The 14,785-nt window shown below is 38.2% G+C and carries 14 protein-coding genes; 11 read left to right on the plus strand and 3 right to left on the minus strand.

Annotation, left to right across the window (positions count from 1 at the left end; all coding sequences use genetic code 11):
- The first annotated feature begins 5 nt into the window (after positions 1 to 5).
- Together BkAM31D_RS04780 and BkAM31D_RS04785 are read left to right on the plus strand one after the other, a co-directional pair.
- Positions 6 to 1,880: a DNA internalization-related competence protein ComEC/Rec2 gene (locus tag BkAM31D_RS04780; protein ID WP_085449736.1), complete on the plus strand. Its 1,875-nt coding sequence runs from the start codon at positions 6 to 8 to the stop codon at positions 1,878 to 1,880.
- Positions 1,881 to 1,927: 47 nt separating this feature from the next.
- A complete protein-coding gene (locus tag BkAM31D_RS04785) occupies positions 1,928 to 2,242 on the plus strand; it encodes a ComEC/Rec2 family competence protein (RefSeq protein WP_085449737.1) in 315 nt (104 codons plus the stop codon).
- Positions 2,243 to 2,299: 57 nt separating this feature from the next.
- Here the strand turns inward: BkAM31D_RS04785 and BkAM31D_RS04790 are convergent, their stop codons facing one another.
- Positions 2,300 to 2,434 (minus strand): YqzM family protein, encoded by a 135-nt coding sequence (locus BkAM31D_RS04790; RefSeq protein WP_084372241.1) that lies wholly within the window; start codon positions 2,432 to 2,434, stop codon positions 2,300 to 2,302.
- A 403-nt stretch (positions 2,435 to 2,837) separates the two neighbouring features.
- Here BkAM31D_RS04790 and holA point away from each other — a divergent pair, with 403 nt between their 5' ends.
- A complete protein-coding gene (gene holA / locus BkAM31D_RS04795) occupies positions 2,838 to 3,866 on the plus strand; it encodes a DNA polymerase III subunit delta (RefSeq protein WP_066155513.1) in 1,029 nt (342 codons plus the stop codon).
- Positions 3,867 to 3,930: 64 nt separating this feature from the next.
- Here holA and rpsT read toward each other — a convergent pair whose 3' ends face one another.
- On the minus strand, positions 3,931 to 4,197 hold the full coding sequence (gene rpsT, locus BkAM31D_RS04800; RefSeq protein ID WP_066155510.1) for a 30S ribosomal protein S20: 267 nt from the start codon (positions 4,195 to 4,197) through the stop codon (positions 3,931 to 3,933).
- Positions 4,198 to 4,399: 202 nt separating this feature from the next.
- On the opposite strand from rpsT, the gene gpr reads away from it, so the two are divergent.
- The 3 genes from gpr (at position 4,400) to BkAM31D_RS04815 (ending at position 7,096) form a co-directional block, all read left to right on the plus strand.
- Positions 4,400 to 5,515 carry a GPR endopeptidase gene (gene gpr / locus BkAM31D_RS04805; RefSeq protein WP_066155508.1) on the plus strand — a complete coding sequence of 372 codons (1,116 nt, stop codon included), beginning with the start codon at positions 4,400 to 4,402 and terminating at the stop codon, positions 5,513 to 5,515.
- A gap of 188 nt (positions 5,516 to 5,703) precedes the next feature.
- On the plus strand, positions 5,704 to 6,876 hold the full coding sequence (gene spoIIP / locus BkAM31D_RS04810; protein WP_066155505.1) for a stage II sporulation protein P: 1,173 nt from the start codon (positions 5,704 to 5,706) through the stop codon (positions 6,874 to 6,876).
- A 13-nt stretch (positions 6,877 to 6,889) separates the two neighbouring features.
- Positions 6,890 to 7,096 (plus strand): hypothetical protein, encoded by a 207-nt coding sequence (locus tag BkAM31D_RS04815; RefSeq protein ID WP_085449738.1) that lies wholly within the window; start codon positions 6,890 to 6,892, stop codon positions 7,094 to 7,096.
- Between the two features lie 221 nt (positions 7,097 to 7,317).
- On the opposite strand, the gene BkAM31D_RS24800 is transcribed toward BkAM31D_RS04815, so the two are convergent.
- Entirely contained in the window at positions 7,318 to 7,431 is a 114-nt protein-coding gene (locus tag BkAM31D_RS24800) for a YjcZ family sporulation protein (protein ID WP_157076841.1), read from the minus strand.
- 371 nt (positions 7,432 to 7,802) lie between these two features.
- On the opposite strand from BkAM31D_RS24800, the gene lepA reads away from it, so the two are divergent.
- The 5 genes from lepA (at position 7,803) to dnaK (ending at position 14,662) form a co-directional block, all read left to right on the plus strand.
- Positions 7,803 to 9,626, plus strand: a complete 1,824-nt coding sequence (gene lepA / locus BkAM31D_RS04825) for a translation elongation factor 4 (RefSeq protein WP_066155496.1) — start codon at positions 7,803 to 7,805, stop codon at positions 9,624 to 9,626.
- An 84-nt stretch (positions 9,627 to 9,710) separates the two neighbouring features.
- Positions 9,711 to 10,856, plus strand: a complete 1,146-nt coding sequence (hemW, locus tag BkAM31D_RS04830) for a radical SAM family heme chaperone HemW (protein ID WP_066155493.1) — start codon at positions 9,711 to 9,713, stop codon at positions 10,854 to 10,856.
- A gap of 180 nt (positions 10,857 to 11,036) precedes the next feature.
- Positions 11,037 to 12,068 (plus strand): heat-inducible transcriptional repressor HrcA, encoded by a 1,032-nt coding sequence (gene hrcA, locus BkAM31D_RS04835; protein ID WP_066155491.1) that lies wholly within the window; start codon positions 11,037 to 11,039, stop codon positions 12,066 to 12,068.
- Positions 12,069 to 12,177: 109 nt separating this feature from the next.
- A complete protein-coding gene (grpE, locus tag BkAM31D_RS04840; RefSeq protein WP_066156181.1) occupies positions 12,178 to 12,699 on the plus strand; it encodes a nucleotide exchange factor GrpE in 522 nt (173 codons plus the stop codon).
- A 130-nt stretch (positions 12,700 to 12,829) separates the two neighbouring features.
- Positions 12,830 to 14,662, plus strand: a complete 1,833-nt coding sequence (dnaK, locus tag BkAM31D_RS04845; RefSeq protein ID WP_066155488.1) for a molecular chaperone DnaK — start codon at positions 12,830 to 12,832, stop codon at positions 14,660 to 14,662.
- Positions 14,663 to 14,785: the final 123 nt, after the last annotated feature.

The following is a 14,785-nucleotide window of genomic DNA, read 5'->3' on the forward strand; positions in this document are numbered from 1 at the left end:
ATACTATGTATTTTGGTATCTTGATCACTTTCTTAATTTTTTGTTTTACTCATCGTACATTTTTTAAGGAGAAGGTTCTGCTCGTAACGATCCCGTTTGTTTTATACTATCTCATAGGGTTGAATGCAGTTGAGCAAAATCAAACGAGCTACGAAGAAGGAAGTCAGAATGTTTACGGAGTTATTCAGACGATTCCGACCATTGATGGTGACTCTATGTCAATGAGATTGAAAAGTAATACAGGTGAGATGATTCAAGTTCAATCTTTTATCTATCATCAAGAAGATCAGCTAAAAATGAAGACTTTGGCTCCTGGTGATGCTTGTATGATTACGGGAGATCTTTCTAAACCACTTCCGCCAACAAACTTTAGTCAGTTCAATTATAAGCAATATTTGTTAAATCATAATATCATTTGGATTTTGAGACCTGAGCAGGGTGGGATCGCTTGTATCCAGGGACGCGCTGAATTACTCAATTTATTTCAACGTTTTAGACAAAAGCATATGATGCGAATAGTTGATGAAGTGGATCCGAGCTTTAGTGGAATTATGAATGCATTAGTGTTTGGGGACCGTAACAACTTAGATGGTGATCTTCTCAAGGCGTATCAGCATCTTGGGATTATTCATTTATTAGCTGTATCAGGTTTGCATGTTGGAATGCTTGTATCTATCCTCTTTTATGTATTGATCCGATTTGGTCTGGCAAGAGAAAGAGCTATGGAGATTATGATTGTGATTTTACCTGTCTACATTATTTTTGCTGGTGCCGCTCCTTCCGTAATAAGAGCTTCAATAATGGCTATGGTTGTTTTGCTTAGCATGCGATTTAGAAAAAAACTTTCGCCGATAGCAGGAATTTCCCTTGTGTATCTAGGATACTTAGCAATTAATCCATTAACCCTTTTTCACCTGGGTTTTCAGTTGTCTTTTTTAATCTCGTTTGGTCTTATCATCTCAGCACCAACTATTATACAGAAGTATCAACACCCAATTTCACAATTGATAGTCATAACATTTTTAGCACAATTGCTTTCATTTCCACTGATCTTGTATCATACATTTGAATTTTCATTGTTGAGTCTCCCCCTAAACCTTGTTTATATCCCCGTGATCACAACAGTTGTATTACCTTTAACCCTTTTAGCATTTTTGCTTTCTTTCTTCCTTCCAGCTGGTATTAATTTGCCCTTACTCGTTCTTGAACTCGTGTATTCTACTTTTCACCCTCTGTTACTTGAGGTTTCGGATTGGTCTTTGGCAACTATTGTTTTTGGAAGACCTTCTGTGATTTTCGTTGCTGCTTTCTACGGTGTCATTCTAATTGGATGTATAAAGTGGGAGAATGGAACACGAAATTGGTGGGTAGCTCCAGTTACAATTTTTGGTCTTTTGTGTTTTTGGCAATTGAGTTCGCCTTATTTCAATCCAGAGGCAAAAGTAACGGTTATTGATGTCGGGCAAGGAGATAGCATTCTAATTGAATTACCTTTTAGAAGAGCAGTTTATTTAATTGATGCAGGTGGTACAGTTTCGTTTACAAATGAGGATTGGCGAAACAAGAGAAAGCCTTTTGATGTAGGGGCTGATATTGTCATCCCTACCTTGACAGAAAGGGGGATAAAGAAGTTAGATAAGTTAGTCTTAACGCATGGTCATTTAGATCACATTGGTGGTGCGATGGCTTTGGTTGATGCGATTAAAGTAAAGGAAGTTTTATATGGGAAAGGACCTGTTGAAGGAGAATTTGAGCGTGATCTCCTTCTCCGTTTTATAGAAAAAGGTACGCAAATCCATTTTGTTGAAGATGGAATGAGTTGGAGCAAGGGGCGGCCTATTTTTCAATCCTTTCCCCAAAAGGACAAGAACATGATTTGAATGAGAGGTCGATCGTTATATATAGTAATATCGAAGGGATCTCTTTTTTGTTTACAGGAGATCTTGAAGAGGAAGGCGAGAGGCGTCTGCTTTCGAGGTATCCGGGGTTAGAAGTCGATATATTGAAAGCTGGTCATCATGGGAGTCGGACTTCGACAACAGAAATTTTTGTTAAGCAATTAGAACCACAACTAGTGCTCATATCTGCCGGTAGACAAAATAGATTCGGACATCCACATCCAGAAGTAACCGATCGGTTACAGGAGTTTGAAATTCCCGTTTTACGAACTGATTTAAATGGAGCTATTGAATTAAGGCTAAACAAAGAGCAACTAAAAGTTCGAAGTGCTTTAAACCCTTAAGAAAAAGGAGGATGACATCTGTCATCCTCCTTTTCTAAGAGTGTCAGGCTCTTTTGATTACATAGCACTAAATACATCAACAATATTCGCGATAATAAATAGTGTAGCAAAGAAACCAAAAGGAATGATAAACCCGACAGCAGAATCAATAGCATCGTTTCGTTTACATTGTACTTCTTTTTCAAAATGCATCAGACATTCCTCCTTTATCAAATTAAGTATACGGGATCGGTCGAAAAAATACTAGGTAGATTCACTTGTTCCTGAACAAAATCTAGGATGTTCAAGAAATTGTTAGAAAGTGACTTTTTGATTGGTATGACTGTAAAGAGTTGTCACCTATAGTTTTGAACTGCATAGGATATTATAAATAGTGAAGGCGGTCATGATTATCGTCATAAATAAGAATACCTGGGGTCTTATTTTATGGCGTTTATCATAAATGGGATCTGGCATTTTCGGGCTAGATCCTTTTTCATTTCTCTTGTCAAGTGCTTTGAGATTGTCTATTCTTAAGTGGGTAGACAAGCAATAATCTAAAGCGTAGCTTGCCCATATTTAATGTAGTTATACCAAATAAATGAGGAATGAGAATATGTCATATATTGCTATAAAAAAAGAAGTAAAACGGGGCGATGTCAGACCTGTCTACTTTATGTATGGAACGCAAAGTTTTTTGATGGAAGACTTACTGTTGGACATAATTAGGCAAACAGTTGGTTCGCAAGATGATCCAAATGTTATAACATATAGTTTACAAGATGTGTTATTAGATACTGCGGTTGAAGAAGCGGAAACCTTCCCATTCTTTGGAGGAAAAAAAATCGTTATCGTTAAAGAATTCTCTCTTGTAACGGCTCAAAAACAAGACTCTAAATTAGATCATGATGTAAATCGTTTATTACAATACATAGCAAGCCCGGCGCCTGAATCTATTCTGATTTTATTAACACCATTTGAGAAATTAGATGAAAGAAAAAAATTGACAAAAGAGCTAAAAAAAAGAGCGGCTGTAGTAGATTGCTCCCCTTTTGATGACAAATTATTGTTGCAGTGGTTGGATGCACAAGCTCATGCTAAAGGTTTTACCTTTTCTCCAGGTGGAAAAGAGCGGTTGCTTGAACGTTTAGGGCCACAATTATTACAGCTTGTTTCTGAGATGAATAAATTAGCATTGTATGTTGGCGATGGTGGAGTTGTGGATCAAGAAGTAGTGGATTTATTAGTTGCGCGTTCCCTTGAACAAGATGTCTTTGCACTCATTGACTATGCAGTAAAAAAACAACTTGATAAAGCTTTGGTAATATACCATGACTTGTTAAAGCAAAAAGAAGAGCCGTTAAAGTTACTTGCTCTCATAGCGAGGCAACTTCGAATCTTCTATCAAGTGAAGGAGATGGGGCGTCGCTCCTATTCTCAGAAGGATATAGCATCACAATTAAAGCTTCATCCTTATGTGGTAAAGTTGGCTAGCCAGCAAGTGAATAAATTCCAAGATAAACAATTACTGCATTTGCTTGAATCAGCCGCGGATGCAGATTATGCTATTAAGTCAGGAAAAATGGAAAAGACTCTGGCTGTAGAATTGTTACTAATGAGGTTATCATCTTTGGATCAAAGTTAACCCAAATATAATAGTAAAGAAAAAAACACACGAGTCGATCGTGTGTTTTTTTCTATCAGGCTTATTATGCAGAAAGACCGTTTAGCTTTTTAGCAAGACGAGACTTTTGACGAGATGCTGCATTTTTATGGATAAGGCCTTTGTTAGCTGCTTTATCAAGCTTTTTGCTAGCTTCAACGAAAGCTGCTTTAGCTACTTCAACGTCACCAGCTTCAACTTTTGTTTCAAAGTTTTTAATTGCAGTACGTAGAGCAGACTTAACAGAAATGTTCTGTGCACGACGCTTGTCAGTTGTTTTAACGCGCTTAATTGCAGATTTAATATTTGGCATATCATTCACCTCCTAAATAAATGTGTTTGAGGTTTGATCCCGGTCCATCTATTATGAACGGTTTCGTTTCTTGTTCATGTATCATACATACAACAAATTGCATTCTACCAAATCCAAGAGGAAAAAGCAATACCAGAATGAAAACAAGCATGCTCGGAAACACTACAATCACAAGAGATTCTAAAGTAGGAGAGTGGATTAAATGTCTGAAGAACTTAATTTAGAACAATATCAAATACGAACGGATTTAGCGGTTGAAGCTCGTCAAATGGTGTTAGAACAAGAAGAAAGGAAAGGCAACCCTGTTAAAGATGTAAGTGGCGTACAGGTAAAGGAAGAAGAAATTGACGGAGTTTCTGTTACTCGTGTGTCGATAGATGAAGTTGGGGCAAAAAGACTTGGTAAGAAAAAGGGGAATTATCTAACCTTTGAATCACTTGGAATACGTAAAAAGGATACAGAAATCCAAGAGAAAATGGAACGAGTTTTTGCTCAGAAGTTTCATGAATTCATGGTTGAAATTGGAATTAAGGATACAGATACTTGTCTAGTCGTCGGCCTAGGTAATTGGAATGTAACTCCGGATGCATTAGGACCGATTGCAATTGAAAACTTACTGATCACAAGACATTTATTTCAATTGGCGCCAGAACAGGTGCAAGAAGGTTTTCGACCAGTAAGTGCTGTTACACCAGGTGTTATGGGATTAACGGGGATTGAAACAAGTGATGTTATCTATGGAATTATTGAAAAAACGAAACCTGATTTTGTCATCGCGATAGATGCATTGGCTTCCCGTTCAATTGAACGCGTTAATGCAACCATTCAAGTGTCGGATACAGGGATTCACCCAGGGAGTGGTGTTGGAAACAAACGAAAAGAACTAAGTCAAGATGCCTTGGGTATTCCGGTTATTGCTGTTGGAATACCAACTGTCGTAGACGCAGTTTCGATTACAAGTGATACCATTGATTATGTATTAAAGCACTTTGGGCGTGAAATGAAAGAAGGAAAGGCACCTTCGCGTGCTCTTGCTCCTGCAGGCATGACATTTGGCGAGCAGAGAAAACTTACGGATGATGATTTACCAGATGAAACAAAACGAGAAACGATTATGGGGATGGTGGGGAACTTACCAGATAATGAAAAGCGCCAACTTATTCGTGAAGTGCTCGCTCCATTAGGTCACAATTTAATGGTAACACCTAAGGAAGTAGATGTATTTATTGACGATATGGCTAACGTCATTGCTACTGGCCTGAATGCAGCATTGCACCATAGTATTAATCAGGATAATGTAGGTGCCTATACTCACTAGAAATTATCGCTTAAAATACACAAAAACTTAATGGTCACTAAAAGCGCTTCGTATGAGGCGTTTTTTTCTTTTTTTTGTTCTATTACTCTTTATCCCGGCATACAACTGGTTTAGAAGCTCCTAACAATCTAATAGTGGACAAGTATAAGAATTGAACTCAACTTAAAAGTAGGAGAAGGGATGAGGCCATGAAAAAGAAACAATTTCGCAGCTTCACGGTTTCAATTAATCGGACGAGCTTAAAAAAACTAATCGTCATGACAATTATCGCAATCATGGCATTGTTTATTTTTACTGGCATGCTAACATCATTTGAGCCTGGTTATGGACTCGCATCAAACCAAGTGCATGAGTGGGCAACAGGTATTAAAGGAGAAGACTTTGTTCATGTACTGGGGATGGAGAATAAATATTTTACTGAGGCTTTACCTGATGGGAGTAAGCCACCAAGTTTATCCAATATAGCTTTTCAAGTAGCGACTAGTATCAATCCTGATGATCCCCGAAGTTTACTAGGGAGAGAGCTACCTGGATTTGCGTTATTTGATGGACAGATTCTAGTAGCCGGGGAAGGGACAGACTATACGAATTTACCTGTAGAGTCAGCTCCTCCAATGGACGTAATTATGGCAGAAAGAGAAGCAACAAAAGAAAGTTTAGCTAAATTAGAGCAACTTGAAAAAGAAGGGGAGCAAGTTCATGGTTCTACAGATGGCAAGCAAGTTGTCCATATCATACATTCACATAACTATGAATCTTTCTTACCGGAGTTAGAAACAAATAATCCTGATGAAGCTCATCATAGTAAAATCAATATCACTCTAGTAGGGGAGAAATTATCTCAAGAATTAGAAAAGCGTGGAATTGGGGTTGAAGTAGAGAAACGAGATATACAAGGAAAGTTAAGGGACCGCGGTTGGCAATATAACAAATCCTATGATGCTTCTAGAGAACTTGTTGAGGAGGCGATGGGCAAAAACGGAGATTTAGAGTTCTTCTTTGATTTGCATCGGGACTCCTTGCCTAGAGATCGAACAACCGTAACGATTAATGGAGAAGAGTTCTCCAGAATTGTATTTGTTATTGGAGGCAATCACGATAACTATGAACAAAATTTCAAATTAGCTGAGGATCTTCATAATTCATTAGAAGAGAAATACCCAGGATTAAGTCGTGGTGTTATTTTAAAACAAGGACGCTTAACAAATGGACGCTTTAATCAAGATTTATCAGATCGGGCCATTTTAATGGAGTTTGGTGGAGTTGGAAATACGCTAGAAGAAAATTATCGGTCGGCAGAAGCTGTTGCTGAAGTATTCTCTGAATACTATTGGAATGCTCAATCAGTAGACGGTCAATAAGGAGAGGAAAACAATGAAAAAGCTGGTTGTGAGAACTCTGTTAATAGGTGTTTTGTTATTACTTGGCGCATTATTTGGCGTACAACAAATAAATGAAACGCTGGGAATATCACAGCCAGAACCTCTTTTAACAGAAACGAAAGAATCAATTGAATCCAATCAAGGAGAAGGGGAAATCAAAAAAAAGAAAAGTACATTCCTAATATTCAAGCTGAACTAGCAGAAAAAAAACAAAAAGTTCAGGACTCGGAACGATTTAACTTTTTTTCAGATATGGGCAGTCAATTGGCTGAAGGGTTTAATTATGCTAGTAGAAGTTTATTGACTCAGATTATGTCGTTTGTACACAATGTGTTAAATGGAGAAGGAAATGAATAAACTATAAAATTTTGGCTGTTGAAAAGCGACTCCACCTTTCAACAGCCTTTTCTTTGATTAAGATTAATCGAGGGGAGAGACCCAAGTAGAGCCAATAATAATTAACAAAATAAATAGAACGACGATTAAGGCAAAGCCTCCTCCTGCAAACTGGGCACAATGTCCTGTAGTGGGCATTCCATATCCGTAAACAGGAGCAATATGACCAGTTCCGCAACCACAATCTCCTATTGGACCCATATGATCCATTCCATATCCGTATTGTGTCATCGGCATTGAATGCCCAGCTTCATATCCATAATCAGTCCCTGCTGCACCGGTTCCAAATGAAGCTCCAGTCATAGAGTCTCCAAAATATAACATTTAGTAAAACCACCTTTCAAGAGGATACTTTACTCTATGCAAATGCCCGTTATCGGAGATTGGGAATCAAGCCCAAATTAAAAGAAGTGAAATAAGAGTGAAACTACGAGGAATTGTTGCCTGAGTCTACTCAGATTGGTATAATCAACAATAGTGTACATTGTACGAGAATGTAGGAGTGATCAATTATGAATAAAGAACAAAGACTAGCGCGCCAGGCGAAGATTCGTAACTTTTCAATCATCGCTCATATTGACCACGGTAAATCAACACTAGCCGATCGGATATTAGAAAAAACGGGTGCATTAACGGAACGAGAAATGAAAGAACAAACGCTTGATGCTATGGACCTAGAGCGTGAACGTGGAATAACAATTAAGTTAAATGCTGTTCAGCTTACTTATAAAGCAAAAAATGGTGAAGAATATATTTTTCATCTAATTGATACTCCGGGGCATGTGGACTTCACTTATGAGGTTTCACGTAGTTTAGCGGCTTGTGAAGGGGCGTTGTTAATTGTTGATGCAGCTCAAGGGATTGAGGCGCAGACGCTTGCAAATGTTTATTTAGCTCTTGATAATGATTTAGAGATTTTACCAGTGATTAATAAGATTGATTTGCCAAGCGCTGAACCAGAACGTGTTAAACAAGAAGTAGAAGATGTGATCGGACTTGACGCTTCAGATGCTGTATTAGCTTCTGCTAAAAATGGAATAGGAATTGAGGACATCTTAGAGCAAGTTGTTGAGAAAGTACCAGCACCAACTGGGGACCCTGAAGCCCCTTTAAAAGCGTTGATTTTTGATTCGCTCTATGATCCATATCGTGGAGTTGTAGCGTATATCCGAATTGTTGAAGGAACAGTTAAACCAGGACAAAAAATTAAAATGATGGCAACTGGCAAAGAGTTTGAAGTAAATGAAATTGGTGTGTTCACACCGAAAGCAGAAAAAAGAGATGAATTAACAGTAGGGGATGTTGGTTTCCTTTCAGCTGCAATTAAAAATGTTGGCGATACACGTGTCGGGGATACGATTACTAGTGCAGAGCGTCCGGCTGAAGAGCCATTACCTGGTTACCGCCGGATGAACCCAATGGTTTACTGTGGTCTTTACCCTGTTGATACGAATGAATACAATGACTTACGAGAAGCATTAGAGCGCCTTGAATTAAACGATGCCTCATTACAATATGAACCTGAAACATCACAAGCTTTAGGGTTTGGTTTCCGTTGTGGATTTTTAGGTCTTCTCCACATGGAAATTATTCAAGAACGAATTGAACGTGAATTCGGTATTACTTTAATTACAACTGCGCCAAGTGTTATTTATAAAGTGACGACAACAAGTGGAGAAGAAGTCCAGATTGATAATCCAGCAAACATGCCAGAAGCACAAAAGATTGAATCTGTTGAAGAGCCTTATGTTAAAGCGAAAATCATGGTTCCAAATGATTTTGTTGGTTCTGTTATGGAGCTTTGTCAGAAGAAACGAGGAATTTTTGGCGACATGCAGTACTTGGATGAGAACCGAGTACAAATTGTTTATGAAATCCCATTATCTGAAATTGTTTATGATTTCTTTGACCAATTAAAGTCAAATACAAAAGGATATGCTTCATTTGATTATGAATTAATTGGCTATAAGCCATCGAAGCTTGTGAAGATGGACATCTTATTAAATAGTGAAAAAGTTGACGCATTATCAGTCATTGTTCACCGTGATTTTGCCTATGATCGTGGCAAGATTATTGTTGAAAAATTAAAAGAATTAATACCGCGTCAACAATTTGAAGTGCCAGTTCAAGCGAGTATTGGTCAAAAGATTATCGCCCGATCTACAATCAAAGCTATCCGTAAAAATGTGTTGGCTAAATGTTATGGTGGAGATATTTCTCGTAAACGTAAGTTACTTGAAAAGCAAAAAGAAGGTAAGAAGCGTATGAAAGCTGTAGGGAATGTGGAAGTTCCACAAGAAGCCTTTATGGCAGTTTTACGTATGGATGATTAAGTTGAATGAAACCGCAGGACTACTCCTGCGGTTATTACTTTTTAATCCTTATATTATAATTTACAAAAGTTGGAGGGACGAATATTGGTTAAAGCAGCTTATGTCCACATCCCATTTTGCGAGCATATATGTCATTACTGCGATTTTAATAAAGTTTTCTTAAAAAATCAGCCAGTCGATCAGTATGTCAACTCGTTGCTTCTAGAAATGGAACGAACGTTAAAGAGAGAGCCGACTCGTGCGTTAACTACAGTTTATATCGGTGGGGGAACACCAACGGCCCTATCAGCTAAACAATTAGATGTATTACTTGAAGGTATGAGAAACATCTTGCCGATTGAAGAGGTCATTGAATTTACGATTGAGGTTAATCCAGATAGCATCGAAGAAGATAAGTTGGCGGTATTAAAAAAACATGGTATTAATCGATTGAGTATTGGTGTTCAATCATTTGATGAAGAGCTTTTAAAAGGGATCGGGAGAACTCATTCTCGTACGAGTGTATTAGATGCTGTCACAAGAAGTAAATCTCTTGGCTTTGAGAATATATCGCTAGATTTGATGTTTGGTTTGCCAGGTCAAACACCGGAGGCTTTTAAAGAAACGATTCATGAAGCGATTGATCTTGGGGTAGAACACCTATCAGCTTATTCATTGAAAGTAGAAGAGAAAACAGTCTTTTATAACCGGCAACGTCAAGGGAAATTAATCTTACCGCAAGAAGATGATGAGATATCGATGTATGAAATATTATTAGAAGAAACGAAAAAGGCTAATTTCTCACAATACGAGATTAGTAATTTTGCGAAGGCAGGTTTTGAAAGTAGGCATAACCTCGTTTATTGGAATAATGAAGAATATTATGGTTTCGGTGCAGGAGCTCACGGTTACGTTAATGGCATTCGTTATCAAAATCACGGTCCTTTGCCAAAATATTTAAAGGCAATTGATGCGCATACAGCTCCTATTTTGAACCAACATGAAGTTTCTCCTGTTGAACGAATTGAAGAAGCAATGTTTATGGGGCTACGGAAACGTAATGGGGTTAACCGTGATGAATTCAAAGGTTTATATGGAAGATCGGTTGACGATTGCTTCGGTGAACAAATTGACATGCTTCAAAAACGAGGGCTGTTAGTTGTAGAGAATAACCGAGTGAAGATAACTGAAGAAGGCTTATTGTTAAGTAATGAAGTTTTTGAACAGTTCATTGCCGTTTTAGATGAGTAATGAAGCGACAGTCAGCTAGGAAATAATTGATTTGATCGTTCACGGGTAAATTCCATATTTTGTGCTTTTATTTTTAGAAAGAATAGAGCTTCGATTAGTTGACAAAGCGCCGCCTTTTTGATAATTTATCATTAGATTTAGCACTCGGATGCGGTGAGTGCTAACAGAGGTGGTGAGGGGATGTTAACAGATAGGCAATTGTTGATTCTACATGCTATTGTTGATGATTATATCCGTTCTGCAGAGCCTGTGGGCTCAAGAAGCATTTCCAAAAGAGATGATATTACGTTTAGTCCGGCAACGATTCGTAACGATATGGCAGACTTAGAGGAATTAGGCTTTTTAGAGAAACCGCACAGTTCGGCTGGTAGAATTCCATCACAAAGAGGGTATCGCTACTATGTCGATAATCTATTATTGCCACACCATTTAACTGCTGACGAAGAGTTGGACATAAGATCTATTTTCTCAGAGCGAATTCGAGAGGTTGAGGAAGTCATTCAACACTCAGCTCGAGTACTTTCAAATATGACAAGTTATATCTCTCTCGTATTGGGACCCGAAATGTTTGAATCAACATTAAAAAATATTCAGATCATCCCTCTTGGGAAAGGATCGGCTATCCTTATTCTAGTAACAGACACAGGACATGTTGAGAATCAAACGATTGTTGTTCCCGAGTCGATTGATGCTTCTGACTTAGAAAGAACTGTTAATATTCTTAATGAACGATTAATGGGTGTGCCACTTTATAAGTTAAGAGATAAGCTTCAATTTGAAATCAAAGATGTACTACGTGAACATGTAGGGAATTATGAGCAAGTTGTTAAGATGATTGACCCTTCTTTGCATATTGAGAAAGAGGAAAAAGTATTCTACAGTGGGAAAACAAATATCTTGTCTCAACCTGAATTCCGCGATGTTGAAAAAGTACGAATGCTACTTAATATGTTAGAAGAAGATAAAACGATGAACCAAATTCTTCGAACACCGGTAACAGGAATACAAGTCAAGATAGGCCAAGAAAATAAATTAGAGGCTTTTGACAATTGCAGTTTGATCACTGCATCTTATTCAATTGCTGGCAAGCATATGGGTACGATTGGTATATTAGGTCCAACTCGTATGGAGTACCGAAGGGTGATTGGAGTTGTTGACACATTGTCAAAGGATCTTACGAAACTATTAACAAACTTGTATCAGCAAGGTTAGAAATGGTAATATTGACAATTAGTTGTAGTTTACTAATTGTCATGCTACATAGAGCTAGTTTAATTTTACTAGGAGGTGAAATGAGTTGACAGAAAAAGAAACACAAACAATGGAAGAAGAAGCAATTGAACAAGAGCCGAATGCAGAAGAGATCAGTGAGGAAGCTGAGCAAACTGAGGAACTGTCTACTGAAGAATCTCATCAAGCAGAAGTTACTGAACTTAACAATCGTCTTTTACGTGTTCAAGCAGATTATGATAATTTCCGTCGTCGTTCTCGTGAAGAAAAAGAATCGGCTGCGAAATATAGATCACAAACCGTTATCGAAGCTTTGCTTCCTGTCATCGATAACTTTGAGCGTGCTTTACTTGTAAAGCCAGAAACTGAGGAAGCAAAGGCGCTATTACAAGGCATGGAAATGGTTTATCGTCAATTCCAAGAAGCATTGAAGAGTGAAGGCGTTGAAGTGATCGAGACGGTTGGTCAAACGTTTGATCCTCACTTGCACCAAGCGGTCATGCAAGTTGAAGAGGAAGGGTTTGAATCAAATCAAATCGTGGAAGAATTACAAAAAGGGTATAAGTTAAAGGATCGCGTAGTAAGACCATCTATGGTTAAAGTAAATGCGTAATCCTACATAACCTATTTTGGGAGCGATGAGAAGCTCGTTCTATTAGTTTTAGGTACAATTATGTGATACTTAACTTCACTTATTATAAAAAAGAGCTGGTTTAAGCAAAACTTGAATTGGAGGAAGAATCATGAGTAAAATCATTGGTATTGATTTAGGTACAACAAACTCTTGTGTAGCCGTTATGGAAGGCGGAGAAGCAACAGTTATTCCTAATCCAGAAGGTAACCGTACAACTCCATCTGTTGTAGCATTTAAAGATGGTGAGCGTCTTGTAGGGGAAGTGGCAAAGCGTCAAGCGATCACTAACCCAAATACAGTTATGTCTATTAAAAGACATATGGGAACGGATTACAAAGAGGCAGTTGAGGGCAAAGACTTTACACCTCAAGAAATTTCTGCAATTATCTTACAAAAGTTAAAATCAGATGCTGAGGCATACTTAGGTGAGAAGGTTACAAAGGCTGTTATTACTGTGCCGGCTTACTTTAATGACTCACAACGTCAAGCAACAAAAGATGCTGGTAAGATTGCTGGTCTTGAAGTTGAGCGTATTGTCAACGAGCCAACGGCAGCTGCACTTGCTTATGGTTTAGAAAAAGAAGAAGATCAAACAATTCTTGTTTATGACCTTGGTGGCGGTACTTTTGATGTATCTATCCTTGAATTGGGAGATGGGTTCTTCGAAGTTAAAGCAACTTCTGGAGATAACAAGCTTGGTGGAGATGACTTCGACCAAGTAATCATTGATTACTTAGTCGATCAATTTAAGAAGGACAATGGCATTGATCTTTCACAAGATAAGATGGCTATGCAACGTCTGAAAGATGCAGCTGAAAAGGCAAAGAAAGATTTATCTGGTGTAACACAAACACAAATTTCTCTACCTTTCATCACAGCTGATGCAACTGGCCCTAAGCATTTGGAAGTGAGCATGAGCCGTGCAAAGTTTGAAGAGCTATCTGCTGATTTAGTAGAGCGTACACTAGAGCCAACTCGTCGTGCTCTATCTGATGCTGGACTTTCAGCAAGTGAAATTGACAGAGTCGTATTAGTTGGTGGATCTACTCGTATCCCTGCTGTTCAAGAAGAAATTAAGAAATTAACAGGAAAAGAACCGCATAAGGGAGTAAATCCAGATGAGGTAGTTGCATTAGGTGCGGCTGTTCAAGCTGGTGTCCTTACAGGTGATGTAAAAGACGTTGTTCTTTTAGATGTAACACCACTTTCATTAGGTATTGAGACAATGGGTGGAGTATTTACAAAGTTAATTGAACGTAATACAACAATCCCGACGTCAAAATCACAAGTTTTCTCTACAGCTGCTGATAATCAGCCATCGGTTGATATTCATGTACTTCAAGGTGAGCGTGAAATGGCAGCATACAATAAAACATTAGGACGTTTCCAATTATCTGATATTCCACCAGCACCACGTGGTGTACCTCAAATCGAAGTATCTTTTGATATTGATGCGAACGGTATCGTGAATGTAAAGGCAAAAGATCTTGGAACGAATAAAGAACAATCTATTACGATTACTTCATCATCAGGTCTTTCTGACGATGAAATCGAAAAAATGGTTAAAGACGCTGAAGCAAATGCAGAAGAAGACAAAAAGCGTCGTGAAGAAGTTGAACTTCGCAATGAAGCCGATCAACTTGTTTTCCAAACGGAAAAGACACTTAAAGACTTAGGTGAAAATGTCGATGCGGCAGAGAAAGAAAAGGCTGAAGCGGCAAAAGATAAACTAAAAGCAGCGATTGAGTCTGATAACACAGACGAAATTCGTACGGCTAAAGATGAGCTTCAAGAGATCGTGATGGCATTAACTACAAAGATGTATGAGCAAGCGGCACAAGCGGCTCAAGGAGCAGAAGCAGGGGATGCTGGCGCGAAGCAAGCAGACGATAATGTTGTAGATGCTGAATACGAAGAAGTAAAAGAAGAAGAAAAGAAATAACATAGAACATTTGTAGAAAAGTCAAAGTCAGCGTTTATGGCTTTGACTTTTTCTACGAATGTCTACCAAAAAGAGGATATTGAATCTTCAATTGTGTTTGTTGCGAAGTACAATAAAATGATG

The organism is Halalkalibacter krulwichiae (assembly GCF_002109385.1).
Taxonomy (GTDB): Bacteria; Bacillota; Bacilli; order Bacillales; family Bacillaceae_D; genus Halalkalibacter; species Halalkalibacter krulwichiae.